The organism is Pseudomonas sp. 1, from assembly GCF_056626735.1.
Genome location: NZ_JBWXMQ010000008.1, coordinates 280416 through 299480 on the forward strand (window position 1 = coordinate 280416; position 19065 = coordinate 299480).

The following is a 19065-nucleotide window of genomic DNA, read 5'->3' on the forward strand; positions in this document are numbered from 1 at the left end:
TTGGGGCGTTAAGGAGAGATGCTCAATGACTGCTGAAAAACCCTCCGAACTGAGCTACAACCCGCACATCCCGCTGTCGCAGGCGCTGTTGCTGCCGCGCATCGTCATTGAAAACACCGCACCGACCCTCGACGGTGGACAGTTTGCCGTCAAGGCGATCGCCGGTCGCGAGATCGTGGTCACCAGCAAGGTGTTCGCCGACGGTCACGACAAACTCGCAGTGCGCATCCGCTGGCGCGAAGAGGGCGATGAGACCTGGCAGACCGAAGTCATGAGCGATCAGGGCAATAACGGCTGGCGCGGTGTGTTTCAGCCGCAGCGCATGGGCCGTTATCTGTTCCTGATCGAAGCGTGGATCGACCAGTTCGCCAGTTTTCAGTACGAACTGGAGAAAAAACACACCGCCGCCGTCCCGGTCAGTCTCGAGTTGCAAGAGGGGCGGAACATGGTGCAGCAGGCCGCCGAGCGCAGCGAAGGGCAGCTCAGCGAACAGCTGGCCGGCCTGCACCACGAATTGTCCGGCCTGCTCGAAACCGAGCAGGTCGCGTTGTTTCTGCACTCGCGCAGTGCGCAACTGATGGCCGAGGCCGATCATCGCGCCTACTTGAGCCTCAGCCCGGAATTTCCGGTGGACGTCGAGCGCGAACTGGCGGAATTCGCCAGTTGGTATGAACTGTTTCCCCGCTCGATCACCGACGATCCCGCTCGCCACGGCACTTTCAATGACGTGCATTCGCGGTTGCCGATGATTCAGGACATGGGCTTCGACGTGCTGTACTTCACGCCGATCCACCCGATTGGCCGCAGTCATCGCAAGGGCCGCAACAATTCCCTGACCGCCGGCCCGGATGATCCCGGCAGCCCGTATGCGATCGGCAGCGAGGAGGGCGGCCACGAAGCGATTCACTCGCAACTCGGTACCCGCGAAGACTTCCGTCGGCTGGTGGCTGCTGCCGCTGACCATGGTCTGGAGATCGCCCTCGATTTCGCCATCCAGTGTTCCCAGGATCACCCGTGGCTCAAACAGCATCCGGGCTGGTTCAACTGGCGGCCGGACGGCACGATCAAATACGCGGAGAACCCGCCAAAGAAATATCAGGACATCGTCAACGTCGACTTTTATGCGCCGGAAGCGATTCCGAGCCTGTGGGTCGAGTTGCGCGACATCGTGGTCGGCTGGGTGCAGGAGGGCGTGAAGATCTTTCGCGTGGACAACCCGCACACCAAACCGCTGCCGTTCTGGCAATGGTTGATCGCCGATGTGCGCACGCTGTACCCGGAAGTGATCTTCCTCGCTGAAGCCTTCACCACCCCGGCGATGATGGCGCGGCTGGGCAAGGTCGGTTACACCCAGAGCTACACCTATTTCACCTGGCGCAACACCAAGACCGAACTGGCGACCTACTTCAGCGAACTCAATGAATCGCCGTGGCGCGAGTGCTACCGGCCGAACTTCTTCGTCAACACCCCGGACATCAACCCGGCGTTCCTGCATGAATCGGGGCGTCCCGGATTTTTGATTCGCGCGGCGCTGGCGACCATGGGCTCAGGTCTGTGGGGCATGTATTCGGGGTTTGAGCTGTGTGAATCGGCGCCGGTGCCCGGCAAGGAGGAATACCTCGATTCCGAGAAGTACGAGCTCCGCGTCCGCGACTTCAACCAGCCCGGCAACATCATTGCCGAGATCGCCCAGCTCAACCGCATCCGCCGCCAGAACCCGGCGTTGCACAGCCATCTGGGCCTGAAGATCTACAACGCCTGGAACGACAACATTCTGTATTTCGGCAAGCGCAGCGCGGACGGCAGCAACTTCATTCTGGTGGCCGTCAGCCTCGATCCGCATAACGTTCAGGAAGCGAATTTCGAGTTGCCGCTGTGGGAAATGGGCCTGCCGGACGATGCCACCACCCACGGCGAAGACCTGATGAACGGCCATCGCTGGGACTGGTACGGCAAATACCAGTTCATGCGGATCGACCCGGCGTATCAACCGTTCGGAATCTGGCGCATTACTTCTTCCTGATGATGATCGTTCCCACGTCGAGGCGTCGAACCGTCCGCGTGGGAATGCATCCCGGGACGCTCCGCGTCCCAGCGGTGGACGCAGAGCGTCCAAGGCGGCATTCCCACGCAGAGCGTGGGAACGATCAGTAGCAGCTTCGGCTTCAATGAATTCAACAGGAGTTTCACATGGCGAAGAAACCCAAGGCAGCCACCTTCATCAAGGACCCGCTCTGGTACAAGGACGCGGTCATCTATCAAGTTCACGTCAAATCCTTTTTCGACTCCAATAACGACGGAATCGGCGACTTTCCCGGCCTGATCGCCAAACTCGATTACATCGCCGAACTCGGCGTCAACACCATCTGGCTGTTGCCGTTCTATCCCTCGCCACGCCGTGACGACGGTTACGACATTGCCGAATACCGTGGCGTGCACAGCGATTACGGGACGATGGCCGATGCCAAACGGTTCATTGCCGAGGCACACAAGCGTGGCTTGCGGGTGATTACCGAGCTGGTCATCAACCACACCTCCGATCAGCACCCATGGTTCCAGCGGGCGCGCAAGGCCAAGCCCGGATCGGCGGCGCGCGACTTCTATGTGTGGTCGGATGACGACCAGAAGTACGATGGCACGCGGATTATTTTTCTCGACACCGAAAAGTCCAACTGGACCTGGGACCCGGTCGCCGGCCAGTACTTCTGGCACCGTTTCTATTCGCACCAGCCCGACCTGAACTTCGACAACCCGCAAGTCATGAAAGCCGTGCTCTCGGTGATGCGTTACTGGCTGGACATGGGCATCGACGGCCTGCGCCTGGACGCGATTCCGTACCTGATCGAACGTGACGGCACCAACAACGAAAACCTCCCGGAAACCCACGACGTCCTCAAGCAGATCCGCGCCGAAATCGACGCAAATTATCCGGATCGCATGCTGCTGGCCGAGGCCAATCAATGGCCGGAAGATACCCAGCTGTACTTCGGTGATACCGACGCCGAGGGCGTGAATGGCGATGAATGCCACATGGCGTTTCACTTCCCGCTGATGCCGCGCATGTACATGGCGCTGGCCCAGGAAGATCGCTTTCCGATCACCGACATCCTGCGCCAGACTCCGGAAATCCCGGCCAACTGCCAATGGGCGATCTTCCTGCGCAACCACGATGAACTGACGCTGGAGATGGTCACCGACAAGGAACGCGACTACCTCTGGAACTACTACGCCGCCGACCGCCGTGCGCGGATCAACCTCGGCATTCGCCGGCGTCTGGCGCCGCTGATGGAGCGCGACCGTCGTCGCATCGAGCTGCTCAACAGCCTGCTGCTGTCGATGCCCGGCACGCCGACCCTGTATTACGGCGATGAAATCGGCATGGGCGACAACATCTATCTGGGCGATCGCGACGGCGTGCGCACGCCGATGCAATGGTCGATCGACCGCAATGGCGGCTTCTCCCGCGCCGATCCGGCCAGCCTGGTGCTGCCGCCGATCATGGACCCGCAATACGGTTACCAGTCGGTCAACGTCGAAACCCAGGCCGGCGATCCGCACTCGTTGCTGAACTGGACCCGGCGTCTGCTGGCCGTTCGCAAGCAGTCCAAGGCGTTCGGTCGCGGCACGCTGAAAATGCTCTCGCCGGCCAATCGTCGCGTCCTGGCCTACACCCGCGAATACACCGGGCCGGACGGCAAGCATGAAATTATCCTGTGCGTGGCCAACGTGTCGCGCAGCGCGCAAGCGGTGGAACTGGACTTGTCGGCCTACGTCGGCATGGTGCCGGTGGAAATGCTGGGCGGTAACGCATTTCCGCCCATCGGCCAGCTCAACTTTTTGCTGACCCTGGCGCCTTATGGCTTCTACTGGTTTGGCCTGGCGGCGGAAAACCAGATGCCGAGCTGGCACGTCGAGCCCGCGCAGAGCCTGCCGGACTTCACCACGCTGGTGCTGAAAAAACGCATGGAGGAACTGCTGGAGGCGCCGTCCCGCGCCACCCTCGAACAGGGCATCTTGCCGAACTGGCTGCAAAACCGCCGCTGGTTCGCCGGCAAGGATGCCGCCATCGACCAGGTGAAACTGGCCTACGGCGTGCGTTTCGGCGACGCACAGCATCCGGTGTTGCTCAGCGAAATCGAAGTGCACAGTGACGGGCAGACCAGCCGTTATCAGCTGCCTTTCGGGTTCATTTCGGAAGATCAGGTCGGGCCGGCGTTGCCGCAGCAACTGGCCTTGGCGCGAGTGCGCCGAGTGCGTCAGGTCGGGTTGATCACTGACGCCTTCAGCCTTGAAGCGTTTATTCGCGCGGTTCTGCAAGGCATGCAGAGCGGCACGGTGCTGGAATCCAGCGATGGCGAGATCCGTTTCGAAGCGACGCCGCAACTGGAAAAACTCGGCCTGGGCGCGGAATCCGAAGTGCGCTATCTGTCCGCCGAGCAATCCAACAGTTCGGTGGTGATCGGCGGCAGTCTGGTACTGAAGCTGATCCGCAAAGTCGCGTCCGGCGTACACCCGGAACTGGAGATGAGCGCTTACCTGACCGATGCCGGATTTGCCAATATCTCCCCGCTGCTCGGTTCGGTGATTCGCCGCGGCGCCGATGGTGAAGACAACCTGCTGATGATTGCGCAAGGCTATTTGAGCAATCAGGGCGATGCCTGGGAATGGACGCAGAACAACCTCGAACGGGCGCTGCGCGATGAGCTGGCGGATGCCGTGTCCGAGCAGGCGCAGCATTACAACGCCTTGGGTGAACTGAAGGATTTCGCCGGCATGCTCGGCCAGCGTCTGGGGGAAATGCATCAGGTGCTGGCGGCGCCAAGCGACAACCAGGACTTCGCACCGCAACTCAGTTCGGCCAAGGATGCACAGGCGACCGGCAAGGATGTCGGAGCTCAGGTCGAGCGTGCGTTGCAGCTGCTCAAACAGCATCAGGGCGAACTCGACGGGGCGGATCAGAAGCTCGTTGCCCGGTTGCTCGACAACAAGAAAACCATTCTTGCCCACGTGCAGGAACTGGCGAAGCAATCTGCCGGCGGCTTGCGCATTCGTGTGCACGGCGACCTGCATTTGGGGCAAGTGCTGGTGATCAAGGGCGACGCGTACCTGATCGACTTCGAAGGCGAACCGTCGCGGCCACTGGCCGAACGCCGAGGCAAGCACAGTCCGTACAAGGACGTCAGTGGTGTGCTGCGCTCCTTCGATTACGCGGCCGCCATGGCGCTGAATGTGCACAACGTCGACAACAGCCCCGAGGCCGAAGCCGCGCGTCGGCGGGTCACGGAGCGTTACCTGCGTGAAGCCCGGGAAGCATTTCTCCAGGCATATCGCCAAGCGGCAGCTAGTCTTGATCATGCCTGGCAAGATCCTGAAGGTGCCAACGCCGCACTGGCGTTGTTCGGTCTGGAGAAAGCGGCCTACGAAGTGGCCTATGAAGCCGAAAATCGCCCCACCTGGCTGCCCGTGCCGCTGCACGGTCTGTATGGGTTATTGACGGGGCTCAAACCCTTTTCCGATCTTGGTGGAGAGTAGTCATGAGTTTCTCGAACAAGGAACAGGGTCACGTTAACGAACGATTGCTGCCCAGGGCGAAGGACATCGATGCCCTGGTGCGTGCAGAACATCACGACCCGTTTTCCATTCTTGGCCCCCACGGCGATGGTGCCGGCGGGCAATTCATCCGGGCGTATCTGCCCGGCGCGTTAAGCGTTTCGGTACTGGACAAACACAGTGGCGAAGAGCGTGGCCCGCTGGAGGCTACCGAAACACCGGGGCTGTTCGTCGGCCATTTCGAGGACGCGCGGCCCTACCTGTTGCGTACCCGTTGGGCCGGCGGTGAGCAGGTCGCGGAAGATCCCTACAGCTTTGGCCAGTTGCTCGGTGAAATGGACTTGTATCTGTTCGCCGAAGGCAACCATCGCGACCTCAGCAGTTGCCTCGGTGCGCAGCTGAAAACCGTCGATGGCGTCGACGGTGTGCGCTTTGCCGTGTGGGCACCGAATGCCCGACGGGTATCGGTGGTCGGCGACTTCAACGTCTGGGACGGGCGCCGGCACCCGATGCGCTTGCGTCATCCGTCCGGCGTGTGGGAGTTGTTCATTCCGCGCCTGCAAGCGGGGGAGCTGTACAAGTACGAAATCCTCGGGCCTCACGGCATCCTGCCGTTGAAGGCCGACCCGATGGCGCTGGCCACCAGTCTGCCGCCGGACACTGCGTCGAAAGTCGCCTCGCCGCTGCAGATCGACTGGCAGGATCAGGACTGGATGACTGGCCGTCGCGAGCGCCAGCAGCACAATGCGCCGCTGTCGATCTATGAGCTGCATGCCGGATCCTGGCAATGCGAACTCGACGATCTCGGCGAAGTGGCGCGTCAGTACACCTGGCCGGAGCTGGCCGAGCGACTGATTCCCTACGTGAAGGAACTGGGTTTCACCCACATTGAACTGATGCCGATCATGGAGCACCCGTTCGGCGGTTCCTGGGGTTATCAGTTGCTGTCGCAGTTCGCCCCGAGCGCCCGTTACGGTACGCCGGACGAGTTCGCGGCGTTCGTCAACGCCTGCCATCAGGCCGGTATCGGGGTGATTCTCGACTGGGTGCCGGCACATTTCCCGACCGATGCTCACGGTATGGCGCAGTTCGACGGCACCGCGCTGTACGAATATGGCAACCCGCTGGAAGGCTTCCACCAGGACTGGGACACGCTGATCTATAACCTCGGTCGCACCGAAGTGCACGGTTACATGTTGGCCTCGGCGCTGCACTGGTTGAAGCATTTCCACATTGACGGTCTGCGGGTCGATGCGGTGGCGTCGATGCTCTATCGCGACTATTCGCGCAAGGCGGGGGAGTGGGTGCCCAATCGCCATGGCGGTCGCGAGAATCTGGAAGCCATCGATTTTCTTCGCCATTTGAACGACGTGGTGGCGCTGGAAGCTCCGGGCGCGCTGGTGATCGCCGAGGAGTCCACGGCGTGGCCGGGTGTCAGCCAGAGTACCCAGCAGGGCGGGCTCGGTTTCGCCTACAAATGGAACATGGGCTGGATGCACGATTCGCTGCACTACATTCAGCAGGACCCGGTATACCGCGCCCATCACCACAACGAGCTGAGCTTTGGCCTGGTGTACGCCTGGTCCGAGCGTTTCATCCTGCCGATTTCCCACGACGAAGTGGTGCACGGCAAGCATTCGCTGATCGACAAGATGCCCGGCGACCGCTGGCAGAAATTCGCCAACCTGCGCGCCTACCTGAGCTTCATGTGGACCCATCCGGGCAAGAAACTGCTGTTCATGGGTTGCGAGTTCGGCCAGTGGCGCGAGTGGAATCACGACCAGCAGCTGGACTGGTATCTGCTGCAATATTCGGAGCACAAAGGCGTGCAGAAACTGGTCGGCGACCTCAACCGGCTCTACCGGGAAGAGCCGGCGCTGCACGAGCAGGACGATGCGCCGCAAGGCTTTCAGTGGTTGATCGGTGACGATGCGATCAACAGCGTTTACGCGTGGTTGCGCTGGAGCAAGGACGGCACGCCGGTGCTGGTGGTGGCCAACTTCACCCCGGTGCCGCGCCAGTCGTACCGCGTGGGCGTGCCGTTTGCCGGGCGCTGGAAGGAATTGCTCAACAGTGACGCCGACACCTACGCCGGTTCCAATTATGGCAACGGCGGCGGGGCGTTCACCGATGAGGTCGCGAGCCATGGGCAGGCGTTGTCGCTGGAACTGAACCTGCCGCCATTGGCGGTGTTGATCCTTAAGCCCGAGGGCCCAAGCGAGTAACGGGACGCCTCCACGCGAGATCGCTCCCTCGCGGATTACTGATCGTTCCCACGCGGACGGTTCGACGCCTCGACGTGGGAACGGTCAATAGAAGAGCTCACCAGCGCATCCGGATTCCCAGGCTACCAATCAACCCGTTCAGGTCGTTGTCGTCGACATCGCTGCTGTAATCGGCGCTGACGTACAGGCTCACCGTCGGCGTCATTTTCGCCACCAGCCCCAGGCCGAGTTCCACGGTCGAGGATTTTCGGCTGCTGCTGATCTTGTCCACCTGATCCAGCGTCACCGTATTGCCGGTGTACACCGTGTGCCACAAGTTCGTGCGCACGTAGGGTTCGACCGGCAGACCGTTCAGGTCGTAGCTACCTTTCAAACGCGCACCGACCCGGCCGCTCCACGACGAAATATCACTGGAAGACGCCTTGCCCGAACCGGTATAGGGCGTGTCCAGGGTGATGCGCTGGTTGATCAATTGCGCCTGCGGTTCAACCACCCAGTTTTCACTTAGGCCGATCGGGAATCCGCCTTCCACCGACAAGGTCATCGCGCTGCCTTCGGTGGCCAGGCGTGCGCCTTGCTCGTTTCGGCTGAACCCGCTGACCCGGCCGCCACTGGCTGACAGATCGACGTGCCAGCCCTGTGGGCCGATCAAACTGTAGTAAGCGCCCAGGCTCTGGCCTTGCAGGTTGAGGGTGTCGGTGGTCGGGTCGGCGAGGGCGCGGCTGGTGATCAGGCCGTTGCCATTGGCCTGGATCCGGTTGATCCCGCCGATCAGGCCGACCTGCTGGGTATGGCCGCTGCTGCTTTTCAGGGTCAGTACGGCCGGGCCTTTGAAGTCACCGGTGCCGGGCGTGGCGAAGCCCGGGCTGAGGACGTCGGTTTGTGCCTGGCGGGACGTCTGGCCGTAGAGTTGATCCCAGGCGGAGGGCGCAAGGTCTTCGGTGATCAGGTCGGCGCCGCGCAGATCCGGTTGCGGGCTCAGGCGTTGCGGGCCCGGGGTCACGATCGTGGCGGGGAGGGTCATGACGGGGATGTTCTGGCGATACCAGGGCGTGGCCTCGTCCGTCGCAGGTCCCGCCTGCGCCTCCATGGACGAGCACAGCAAGATAGAACTTGAAACAGTGCAGAACGTGACTTTGATCTCTTGTGAGGTGAGTGAGGTTTTCATGGAGTTCTACCTTGCTAGCGCATGTGGTATCTCGCCTTGGCGTCTCTCCTACCCCGAACGAGGGGCGACCGAATGGAGCGTGGCGAACCCGTGGCCGCCCGTTTTGACGAATGACCTGAGGTTCGCCCCGAGTAGTACTTCCGGGGGTAGTAAGGTACAGCTAAGAAGACCGGAGCCCATGCGTCAAGAAAATGGACGATGAGTGGTATGGCTGAATCAGAGATTGCAAGCGTTTGTTTTCATGCACATATCTAAGTTGTTGTTTGCTGGGGAAAACACGCTTCGAGCCGCGAAACAGAGCGCTTGCTTAGCCTGCTATCGACTTACCAACTGATGCGAATACCCATATTTGCCGCCAGGCCACGCAGGTCGTTACTGTCAATATTGCTGCTGTAGTCGGTGCTGGCGTAGATACTCACGGCGCGGTCGAGGGTCAGTACGACGCCGAGACCGACATCCGCCGTCGACGATTTCTGATCACTGTCGATGGTCGTGGTGCCGTCGAATGTCACCGAATCGGTGCCGGAAAACGTGTGCCACAGATTGGCCCGAAGGTATGGCTCCAATGGTAGTCCGTTGAGCTGATAACGCCCTTTGAGCCGGGCACCGAGGCGACCGGTCCATGCACTGTCGGAATCGAACGATACCCGCGAGATGCCATCGTTTTGACTGTCGAGCGAGATCTTTTGGTGGATCACCTGCGCTTGCGGCTCGATCACCCAAGTGTCGTTCAGGGCGAACGGGTAACCGGTTTCTGCCGAGAGCGTCAGGGCGTGGCCGCGATTATCCAGTTTCAGCCCACGGTCGGAGCGGCTGTCGCCGTCGAAACGCGTGCCCATCACTACCGTGTCGATGTACCCGCCGTGCGGATCGGTCAGCGTCCAGTACAGGCCATAGCTGTCGCCCTCCAGTTTGATCTTGCCCGCGCTGTTGTGTTCGAAGCCTTCGTTGAAGCCGTCCACATCGCCCCTGATCCGGCTATGGCCGACGAACAGGCCGAGGCGTTGGGTTCGCCCGCCCGAGGTCTGTGAGCTGTACAAATCGTTGCCGACCTGAAACCCATTGAGTGAACCGTCCAGTCGTGGCGTGACGGTGCCGGCCCAGGTCTGGTCGAGGTTCTTGCCGTAGACCCGGCCCCAACCGGCGCTGAAAGCTCCCGTTTCGCTTAACAGACGTTGCTCGCCCTGACGGTCGTGGAAAGTGCCAAGTGCGCTGAGGGTCAATTGGGCGGCCGCGGGTGGCAGGACCGACCAGGTGGGGACTTCCGGACGATAGATCGGAATCGGCGCTTTACCTGCCACGGCGACGGGAAGCACCGGCTGAACGGCCAATGACAGATCCGGTTGCCCGGATGCCGGAATGATCGCGGCCGCCACCGGCACAGGCACTACCGGCACCAGAATCGGCGGCAGTGTCGGGTCGGGATTGGGCACGCTCAGCACTTGAGGGGCGACCACAGCGGAGCGCAAATACCAGCTGTTTTCGGTGCCGGCGGTGACACCACCCTTGAACAGATAGTAGTCATAGGCCCCCGCCGAAATCGGACCGTTGAGGACAAAGGCGGAATTGTTGCTCACGGCAGTGCCTTGGGCCTGCACCAGTTGAATGCCGTTTTCCAGCGTCAGTCCGCCCGGCCCGCCGAGGTTGCTCACCGTGATGGCGGTTGCGCCGCTCAAACTGCCGTTGTTGACCACCAGTCTGTCACTGGGTGCGCCGTCGCCGTCGAGTACGCTTTGCAATAACAGTTGCCCGCTATTGCCGACGTAGTTGCCGTTGATCGTCAGCGTGTCATTGGTGCGGCTATTGTTGTGGGTCAGGTCGATGATGCCGGCGTTGTTGAAAGTCACCGCTTGTCCGGCCACGGCGGGCGACACCGCGCCCTGGGTGGAAAACACGCTGCTGCCGGCGTCCACGTTCAGCGCACCGGTGCCGCTGACAGTGTCGCCGAGCAGCAAGGCGCCCGAGCCCAGGTCCAGCTGCGAGGCGTTGTTCAGGTTCACCGTTTCCCAATTGCTGAAACGCGCCGGCAGCGCAGTGCGAGTATTGTCGAACGTCAGCACATCGTTGCCTGCACCGCCATCAAGGTTCGGCGTCAGTGCCAGCACGCTGTCATCAAGGTTGCGCAGCGTGGCGTTGTCATTGCCGCCACCCATAAGAATCGCCGATCGGACAATGCCGCCGCCGTCCCACAGCAAACGGTCTTCACCGGTACTGGCGCGAATTTCACCGACAATTTCTCCGCCAGTGATCGTGATGGCGTCATTGCCGCCACTGACACTCAGATTGCCGCCTATCAGCCCGCCGGAGATCCGAATCGTGTCATCGTCGAAACCTGTCACCAGATTATTGATGATCCGCCCACCGGATAATTCGAAGACGTTTTTATCGAGCTTCATGTCGACGCGTCCGATCGTGCCCCCGCTCATTTGCGCAAAGTCGCCGTCCTCAAAGGCCCCGGTGATAGTGCCACCGGTCATCTGGAAACTGTCGAAGCCATCGCCTTGTGCCAGTGAGCCGATAGTGCCCGCGTGCATGATGAACGTGTCGACAGCGTTGCGCTGATGAACCTCACCTGCGATAACGCCGCCGTCGATCTGCAACACATTGGCGCCGTTGCCCATATCGAGATCGCCGGTAATTGTCCCGGACTGCATGAGCACGCGATCAGCCCCGGCGCCGAACGTGACGTTGCCGGGAATATTGCCGGTGCCATTGGCGGGAAAACTCAAGCTGTTGTTGCCCGACAGATCGGAAAGAGGCGCGCTGCCAGGACTGTCACAGGTGTATTGATCGTCACCCGCTGTCGGGCTGAAGGCGCACTGGGCCAGCGCCGACTCCGGGGAGTCCAGTAGCAGCCAGATTGAAAAGGCCAGCAAATGATGGCGGGCAAGGAAAGTGCCGCAGGCGTTCATAAGGTCACCACGCATTGGCGCCGGTGTTCGGCGCAACGGTTTCAACCTAACAAGAGCATGATGAGCTGCCTACTGTCAGAACTGACAGGGGAAGCGGGCGAATCGGCAGGCAAATGGCGTCTACGCCCTAAATGTGCACTTCTACTGCCAGCGGTAAATGATCCGAGAGATGCGTCCACGGTTTGTTGCCAAGGATCTGCGGGTCGTGGCTGCTGGCATTGCGCAGGTATATCCGGTCCAGTCGCAGCAACGGGAAACGCGCAGGGTAAGTCTTGGCCGGACGGCCGTGATGACGTTCGAAGGCTTCGTGCAGGTAGTCGCGGCGGGCGAGGGCGACGTTGCCCTGCAACTGCCAGTCGTTGAAGTCGCCGGCGATGATCACCGGGGCATCGTCAGGCAGGGATTCGAGCAACTGGCAGAGCAGCTGCAACTGCAATTGCCGATGGCTTTCGAGCAAGCTCAGGTGCACGCAGATGGCATGCACTTCGGCATGCCCCGGCACATCCAGGACGCAATGCAGCAGCCCGCGCCGTTCCGGGCCGGTGATCGAGACGTCAAGGTTGCGGTATTCGCGGATCGGGTATTTCGACAACAGAGCGTTGCCGTGATGGCCATCGGGATACACCGCATTGCGGCCGTAGGCAAAGTCGCTCCACATGCTGTCGGCGAGAAATTCGTACTGCGAGGTCTGCGGCCACTCGTTGTAGCGGCTGGAATGCCGCTCGTGTTCACCCACCACTTCCTGCAGAAACACCAGATCGGCCGAGGTGCTGCGTACCGCTTCACGCAGTTCCGGAAGGATGAAACGTCGATTGAGCGCGGTGAAACCCTTGTGCGTATTGACCGTCAGCACCCGCAGGCGATGGATGGCGGACGGGGTCGAGGTCTGTGCGTCGACGGCATGACGCTTCGGATCACTGGACACGTTCACTCCTCTGAATCATGACTGCCTGTTCATGCGACTGATCCGGACGCGGGCAGTTCACTTTGAGTGGCTGCCCGCGCCCGACGGATCATCAGTCGACGAAGACGATTTCGTAAGGCAGGCGCATGCGTTCCAGAATCGACTTGGGCAGCAGCGGTGCGATACCGATCGCCGGTTCGCCAATGAGCTGGCTGGCGTAGGCATGGGTGGCGTGGCTCTTGCGCGCGACGGTCCAGGTATCGAGTCGCAGTTTGCGTGCGCGATGCCACGGTATCTGAGCCTGGTCCCGCTCCGGCCAGTGCCAGGCCCAGACCGGCACGTCGTGAAAAGTGGCGCCGACCTGTCTTGCGGCTTTGGCGCTGGCCCGGCCGACCGCTTCATGATCGGCGGTGCCGTCCTGGCACCAGGTGCTGAAGACCACGTCGCCGGGGCGCAGGTAGCGGGCGATGAACTCGGTCAGTTGGGTTTCCTGGTCGAGCAGGGCATTGTCGGTGAAACCGCCGCGTACCCATTTCAGGCTGTGCATCGGCATGCCCAGACGGCGCAGGGCTTCGACGCTTTCCTGCGGGCGGAACACGCTCAGGCGTTTTTCCGACCACTGACGCGAGCCCGGATGACTGGCGCTGCCATCGGTGATCGACAGCAGTTGCAAGGGATGCCCGAGGCTGGAAAGCAGTTGCAGCAGGCCGCCGCAGGTCACCACCTCATCGCCGGGGTGCGGGGCGATGACCACGGCGCGAACGCCGGGTGGCACCAAAGTGTGAGTATTGATGACGGGAATGTTGTCGAGCTGCGGGGCGCTGTTCCAGATCTGCGCCGGCAGGCCGCTCTCGCTGAGGGATAACGATTTCATCAGTGATACGTCCTTGTTGAGTCTCGCCCTCAGTCGTACAAGCGCTGGTCATTCCAGGCGTGTTCGACCCGTGAAGGCTGGTGGAAAGCCCTGCAGCGCTCCGAACCCTGGATTGCTGCGCAGCAGAGTATTGCTCAAGACGGGCGGTTCGTCGCGTCACAGATCAACCTGATCCGCTTTTTTTTATTCAGTCTGTGCCAACTGTCGCAGATAGTCGCCAAAACCGCCCCGTGCGCGACTGTCCAGACGGGCGCTGGTGATGACTTGCGGACGATGGCTCCAGGCGATGCTGGCTCCTGAACGCTCGAGTTGACGCACCAGCTGCACGTCCTCATCTCGGGGCAACGGCTCGAAGCCGCCGGCGCGGACATAGGCTTGCGCGCTGACACCCAGATTGGCGCCATGGATGTGCCGGTGGCCATCGCAGGCCCGGTAATCACGGTGATAGCGAATCTGTGCCGCCTCATCGAACCCGTCTTGCCAGCGGTCAACGGTCACCGTGCCGCACACCGCATCGGTGCCCAGCCCCAGCTGTGCCACCAACCAATCCTCGGCGACGCGGCTGTCGGCGTCCGAGCAGGAAATCCAGCGCGCACCGCGCTCAAGCAGGTGTTGTGCGCCAACGGCACGGGCCTGACCGACATTGCGCGCTTCGATGCTCAATGCTTGCACCGGGTATTGGCTGACGATGTGTGCCGAGCGATCGGTACAACTGTCGAGCACTACGAGGATTTCCACCGGTTCACCGGCCAGCAGGGAGTTTTCGGCGGCTCGCAAGGCCGCGCGCAGGCATTCATCGAGCCATTGCTCTTCGTTGTGCGCAGGAATCAGGATGCCGATCATCGCAACCCCTCCAGCGCGGCCACCGAACGGGGTTCGCGGCTCCAGACTTCCAGCAGAAAGTCCGCTTCCTGATGCAGAACCAGTCGCGGCAGGTGCAACTGTTCGTGAATCAGGTCGTGGACTTGTCGCGCATTGAGCGGGCAACCTTCGATGGGCGGGCGCCAGTGACAGGCCAGCAGTTGCCCGTCCGCCGTCAATGAATCGCTGATGCGCCGGATGACTTCCGTCAGATCCTGCCGGTCGAGGTAGTAGCCGATTTCGCTAAATACAATCAGGTCGAATTTTTCCTCAGGCCAGTCGCTCGGCAAGCGTCCGTGCCGTACCTCGGCGTGGTCAAACAGGCTCAGCCGAGTACGCGCCAGATCGGCAGCGGCGGCGCTGGTGTCGCAGCACAACAGCCGATCGCAGCGCCCGGCCAGCGCCGCACTCAGTTCACCATTGGCGCACCCCGGTTCGAAGATGGCCCGATAGTGCGGACGGGGCAGGGCTGCCAGCGTCACGAGGCGTTTGCGTTGTTCGTACCAGCGCTGGCGAAATCCCCAGGGGTCGTTGTTGCCCGTGAACAGGCCTTCGAAGTAGCGGTCCTCGACACTCATAGAAAGACCACCTCGAACGGTTGCAGCAATCGATCGATGACATAGGGCGCGAGCACCGGAGCGAGTCCGGCTTGCGGATCGCCTTCCAGCTGGCTGGCGAACGCATGCACCGCGTGGCGTTTGCGCGCGACCTGTGCGGGGCTGAGCAAAATCTTGCGCGCCCGCTCCCACGGCACGACGGCGTCTTCGGGGGTTGCCCAGTGCCAGGTCCAGACCGGCAGTTCGTGGCAGATCGCGCCCACGCGCCGGGCCGCCTCGACACTGGCACGGCCGACAGCTTCGTGGTCGCTGTGGCCGTCTTCGCGCCAGGTGGTGAAGATCACATCGTCGGGATGCAGGTAGCGGGTCAGGTATTCGCACAGCATCGACTCGCTCGCGGCGACCTGGGTGTCGGGGAAGCCGCCGCGCAGCCATTGCAACTGGTGCATGGGCAGGCCGAGACGGCGCAGGGCTTCGGCGGACTCCTGCGGGCGCACCACGCTCAGGCGCTCCACCGGCCAGCGATCCGATCCCGGATGACTGGCGCTGCCATCGGTGACCGAGATCAATTGCAGGGTTCGGCCCGCCGCCGCGAGCCGTTGCAGCAGTCCGCCGCAACCGAGCACTTCATCATCCGGATGCGGCGCGATCACCACCGCCCGCGACCCCGGCGGTACCAGCTCGAGAATGTCGATGCTGTCGACCGCCGCCAGATGACGTGAGCCCTGCCATTCGTGCAGGGAGGTTCCCTCGCCGACGATCGGATTGCGCTTCATAAGGCCCAACCCTCGCGCGGTTGCTGAGCGATCAGTTGGCCCAATGCCGCCAGATCACGTTCGGCGTGGCTCTGGCGCAGATACACCGGCAAGTCCGCCGCCAGGCGGGCAAAGTGTGGATCCTTGCAGAACGGCCCGGCGCCGAGTGCCCGACCGGTCTCGCGAATGACCTGTTCGGCGGCATCCTCGACCACGGCGCGCACGCGACGGGCCAGCAACTCGGCGTTGCGGTGAGGATTGCTGTCGATGTTCAGGGCACTGACCCGCAGCACCTCAGCGGCACCGTGCAAGGCGCTGTCGACGGCGCCGAGACTGGCCAGCGCGTGGGGTTCTTCACGTCGCGCACATTGCTGGCGCAAGCGCTCGCCGATCTCCCTCGCGGCGCCGTACCAGCACGCGGCGATCCCGATCCCGCCGTGCCAGAAACCCGGACGTTGCAGATAGTCGCCAGGGTCGCCGATCGCCTGGGCCTCGACATCGTCGAACAGCACTTCGACGCTGCCGGTGGCCGCCATACTGACCGCTTGCCAGCCCTGATCGGTCACGGTCACACCCGGTTGATCGAGGGCCACGGCCACCAGTTGCTGACGATCGTCCTCATCCCACGCGGTGAGCAGGGCGTGACTGAGCACCGCCGCGCCGGAGCACCAGGCCTTGCACCCGTTCAACCGCACCATTTGTCCCGAACGGCTGACCCGAACCCGCGCCTGCGGTGGTTCGGCCGCCCACATGCCCCATGTGCTGCCGGGCGTCGGCGAGCCACCCAGTTGCTCGATGATCGCCAACGCGTCGGTATGGCCTTCGTAGAGTTTGCACAGCCCCAGATCATGCCCGCCGACCTCGGACAGTCGTTGCCAGCGCTCCAGCGTGCGGCCGCTGCCGGGCAGTGGCAGACGGTCGAGACCGGCCTCGACCATTTCCCGCAGACACAGCCCGAGAGCGGTGGTATCGCGGTAATCCGGCGCGTGCCGTGAGAGATAGCCGGGCAAGTCCATGTCAGTCCTCTTCTTCGCGTTGCAGTTCAAACAGCAGCAGCGAACGCCCGGTGACCGAATACTCGTGACCGAACGTGAAGCGCTCCTGACCCCGGATCGATGGTTGGTTGGTGTCGATCATGCAGGTCCAGAAGCTGCCTTCAGGCACTTCCGGCAAGGTGAAGTTGACGATGTCGTGATGGGCGTTGAACACCAGCAGCAACGTGGCGTCGGCGCCCTTGCGGCGGATCCCGGTTTCCTGCGCGCGACCGTCGAGCAACATACCCATGCAGCGGTTATGCGCGTCATGCCAGTGTTCGGTGGTCATCTCCGTGGCATCCGGCGCGAGCCAGGTCACGTCCTTGACGCCGATGTCCTCGTTGTATTCGCCCACCAGAAAACGCCCGCGTCGCAGGATCGGGTAGGCCAGGCGCAACTTGATCAGGCGTTTGACGAATTTCAGCAGCGCCTTGCCGTCCTCGCTCAGGTCCCAGTTGACCCAGCCGATTTCGCTGTCCTGGCAATAGGCATTGTTGTTGCCGTCCTGGGTGCGGGCGAATTCGTCGCCGGCCACCAGCATCGGCGTGCCCTGGGACAGCAGCAAGGTGGCGAAGAAGTTGCGCATCTGCCGGTGGCGCAGCGCATTGATTTCCGGATCGTCGGTGGGGCCTTCGACGCCGTGGTTCCATGACAGGTTGTTGTTACTGCCGTCCTGATTGTTTTCGTCGTTGGCCTCATTGTGCTTGTCGTTGTAGGAGACCAGATCGTTGAGGGTAAAACCGTCGTGGGCAGTGACGAAATTCACCGACGAATAAGGCCGGCGGCCGCGCTGGTTAAACATTTCCCCGGAGGCGGTCATGCGACTGGCGAAGTCGGCGAGCTGGCCGTCGTCGCCTTTCCAGAACGCGCGTACGGTGTCGCGGAACTTGTCGTTCCACTCGACCCAGCCCGGCGGGAAGTTGCCGACCTGATAACCGCCGGGGCCACAGTCCCAAGGCTCGGCGATCATTTTCACCTGGCGCAGTACCGGGTCCTGGCGGCAAGCGACAAGGAAACTGTGGCGCTCGTCGAAACCGTCGTGATAACGGCCGAGGATGGTCGCCAGGTCGAAACGGAAGCCGTCGACGTGCATTTCGCTGGCCCAATAGCGCAGCGAGTCGGTGACCATTTGCAGCACGCACGGGTGGCTCAGATCGAGGGTGTTGCCGGTGCCGGAATCGTTGATGTAGAAGCGCTTGTCGTCCGGCATCAAGCGGTAGTACGAGGCATTGTCGATCCCGCGCATCGACAGGGTCGGGCCTTGCTCGTTGCCTTCGGCGGTGTGGTTGTAGACCACGTCGAGAATCACTTCGAGATTGGCATCGTGCAGGTGCGCGACCATTTCCTTGAACTCGGCAATCTTGCCGCTGGCCAGGTAGCGCGGGTCCGGAGCGAAGAACGCGATGCTGTTGTAGCCCCAGTAATTGGTCATGCCTTTGTGCAACAGATGCTGATCGTTAACGAAGGCGTGGATCGGTAGCAGCTCGACGGTCGACACACCCAGTTTGCAGATGTGTTCAAGCACATCTTCGACCATCAGCCCGGCAAACGTCCCGCGCACGTTCTCCGGCACGGAAGGGTGGCGCATGCTGATGCCGCGCACGTGGGTCTCGTAAATGATGGTCTTGTCCCACGGCACGCTGACGCGATGGTCGTGGCCCCAGGTGTGTGCCGGGTCGATGACTTTGCACTTGGGGACGAAGGGGGCGCTGTCGCGCTCGTCGAAACTGAGGTCGGCGTCCGGGTGACCGATGGTGTAGCCGAACAGCGCCTCTGACCATTTCAACTCGCCGACCAGTTGTTTGGCGTACGGATCGATCAGCAATTTGTTGTGGTTGAAGCGGTGGCCGTTGGCCGGGTCGTACGGGCCGTAGACCCGGTAACCGTAAATCAACCCGGGATGCGCATCGGGCAGATAGCCGTGGTAGATCTCGTCGGTGTATTCCGGGAGTTCGATGCGTTCGAGCTCGACTTCGCCGGCATCGTCGAAAATGCACAGCTCAACCTTGGTGGCGTTGGCGGAAAACAGCGCGAAGTTGACCCCCAGACCATCCCAGGTCGCACCGAGCGGGAAGGGCAAGCCTTCACGGATGCGCGAGGGTTCGGCGTGCGCGGCGGGCTCGGCTTTCTTTGGACGGGTCATAGGTGCTCCTGCAAAAAATCGGGGGTGGGTATTTTTTCGAGGACGAGTGCGCCCTCGGTGGCGAGCGAACCCGCCACACGGT

Annotated in this window: 12 protein-coding genes; 3 read left to right on the top strand and 9 right to left on the bottom strand. The window is 62.0% G+C overall.

All coding sequences use genetic code 11. The annotated features are described in order from the left end of the window. The first annotated feature begins 25 nt into the window (after positions 1-25). The 3 genes from AC1MDC_RS14825 (at position 26) to glgB (ending at position 7775) form a co-directional block, all read left to right on the top strand. A complete protein-coding gene (locus AC1MDC_RS14825) occupies positions 26-2023 on the top strand; it encodes an alpha-1,4-glucan--maltose-1-phosphate maltosyltransferase (RefSeq protein ID WP_480393241.1) in 1998 nt (665 codons plus the stop codon). Positions 2024-2190: 167 nt separating this feature from the next. Continuing rightward, complete coding sequence (gene treS, locus AC1MDC_RS14830) at positions 2191-5532, top strand: maltose alpha-D-glucosyltransferase (RefSeq protein ID WP_480393242.1); 3342 nt, start codon at positions 2191-2193, stop codon at positions 5530-5532. 2 nt (positions 5533-5534) lie between these two features. Continuing rightward, positions 5535-7775, top strand: coding sequence for a 1,4-alpha-glucan branching protein GlgB (gene glgB / locus AC1MDC_RS14835; RefSeq protein ID WP_085700692.1), 2241 nt, complete (start codon positions 5535-5537; stop codon positions 7773-7775). A gap of 97 nt (positions 7776-7872) precedes the next feature. Here the strand turns inward: glgB and AC1MDC_RS14840 are convergent, their stop codons facing one another. From AC1MDC_RS14840 to glgX, 9 genes are all read right to left on the bottom strand, one after another. Further along, positions 7873-8943, bottom strand: a complete 1071-nt coding sequence (locus tag AC1MDC_RS14840) for an autotransporter outer membrane beta-barrel domain-containing protein (RefSeq protein ID WP_480393243.1) — start codon at positions 8941-8943, stop codon at positions 7873-7875. A gap of 323 nt (positions 8944-9266) precedes the next feature. Further along, the gene (locus AC1MDC_RS14845) at positions 9267-11855 is read right to left on the bottom strand and encodes an autotransporter family protein (RefSeq protein WP_480393244.1); all 2589 of its coding nucleotides are present in this window, start codon (positions 11853-11855) and stop codon (positions 9267-9269) included. A 127-nt stretch (positions 11856-11982) separates the two neighbouring features. Further along, positions 11983-12780 carry an endonuclease/exonuclease/phosphatase family protein gene (locus AC1MDC_RS14850; RefSeq protein ID WP_085704053.1) on the bottom strand — a complete coding sequence of 266 codons (798 nt, stop codon included), beginning with the start codon at positions 12778-12780 and terminating at the stop codon, positions 11983-11985. Positions 12781-12871: 91 nt separating this feature from the next. Next, a complete protein-coding gene (locus AC1MDC_RS14855; protein WP_085700689.1) occupies positions 12872-13633 on the bottom strand; it encodes a PIG-L deacetylase family protein in 762 nt (253 codons plus the stop codon). A 183-nt stretch (positions 13634-13816) separates the two neighbouring features. After that, entirely contained in the window at positions 13817-14476 is a 660-nt protein-coding gene (locus AC1MDC_RS14860; protein WP_085700688.1) for a glycosyltransferase family 2 protein, read from the bottom strand. Further along, positions 14473-15072, bottom strand: a complete 600-nt coding sequence (locus AC1MDC_RS14865) for an SAM-dependent methyltransferase (protein WP_085704014.1) — start codon at positions 15070-15072, stop codon at positions 14473-14475. The genes AC1MDC_RS14860 and AC1MDC_RS14865 overlap by 4 nt, the downstream gene beginning before the upstream one ends. Further along, on the bottom strand, positions 15069-15827 hold the full coding sequence (locus AC1MDC_RS14870; protein WP_085700686.1) for a PIG-L deacetylase family protein: 759 nt from the start codon (positions 15825-15827) through the stop codon (positions 15069-15071). The genes AC1MDC_RS14865 and AC1MDC_RS14870 overlap by 4 nt, the downstream gene beginning before the upstream one ends. Further along, a complete protein-coding gene (locus AC1MDC_RS14875) occupies positions 15824-16822 on the bottom strand; it encodes an acyl-CoA dehydrogenase family protein (protein ID WP_480393245.1) in 999 nt (332 codons plus the stop codon). The genes AC1MDC_RS14870 and AC1MDC_RS14875 overlap by 4 nt, the downstream gene beginning before the upstream one ends. Before the next feature lies 1 nt (position 16823). Continuing rightward, on the bottom strand, positions 16824-18983 hold the full coding sequence (gene glgX, locus AC1MDC_RS14880) for a glycogen debranching protein GlgX (RefSeq protein ID WP_480393246.1): 2160 nt from the start codon (positions 18981-18983) through the stop codon (positions 16824-16826). Positions 18984-19065 lie beyond the last annotated feature (82 nt).

Coding starts and splice junctions, on each gene's coding strand:
- AC1MDC_RS14865 (WP_085704014.1), bottom strand. CDS start 15,072: ATGAGTGTCGAGGACCGCTACTTCGAAGGCCTGTTCACGGGCAACAAC.
- AC1MDC_RS14870 (WP_085700686.1), bottom strand. CDS start 15,827: ATGAAGCGCAATCCGATCGTCGGCGAGGGAACCTCCCTGCACGAATGG.
- AC1MDC_RS14875 (WP_480393245.1), bottom strand. CDS start 16,822: ATGGACTTGCCCGGCTATCTCTCACGGCACGCGCCGGATTACCGCGAT.
- glgX (WP_480393246.1), bottom strand. CDS start 18,983: ATGACCCGTCCAAAGAAAGCCGAGCCCGCCGCGCACGCCGAACCCTCG.
- AC1MDC_RS14845 (WP_480393244.1), bottom strand. CDS start 11,855: ATGAACGCCTGCGGCACTTTCCTTGCCCGCCATCATTTGCTGGCCTTT.
- AC1MDC_RS14825 (WP_480393241.1), top strand. CDS start 26: ATGACTGCTGAAAAACCCTCCGAACTGAGCTACAACCCGCACATCCCG.
- AC1MDC_RS14860 (WP_085700688.1), bottom strand. CDS start 14,476: ATGATCGGCATCCTGATTCCTGCGCACAACGAAGAGCAATGGCTCGAT.
- AC1MDC_RS14855 (WP_085700689.1), bottom strand. CDS start 13,633: ATGAAATCGTTATCCCTCAGCGAGAGCGGCCTGCCGGCGCAGATCTGG.
- treS (WP_480393242.1), top strand. CDS start 2,191: ATGGCGAAGAAACCCAAGGCAGCCACCTTCATCAAGGACCCGCTCTGG.
- glgB (WP_085700692.1), top strand. CDS start 5,535: ATGAGTTTCTCGAACAAGGAACAGGGTCACGTTAACGAACGATTGCTG.
- AC1MDC_RS14840 (WP_480393243.1), bottom strand. CDS start 8,943: ATGAAAACCTCACTCACCTCACAAGAGATCAAAGTCACGTTCTGCACT.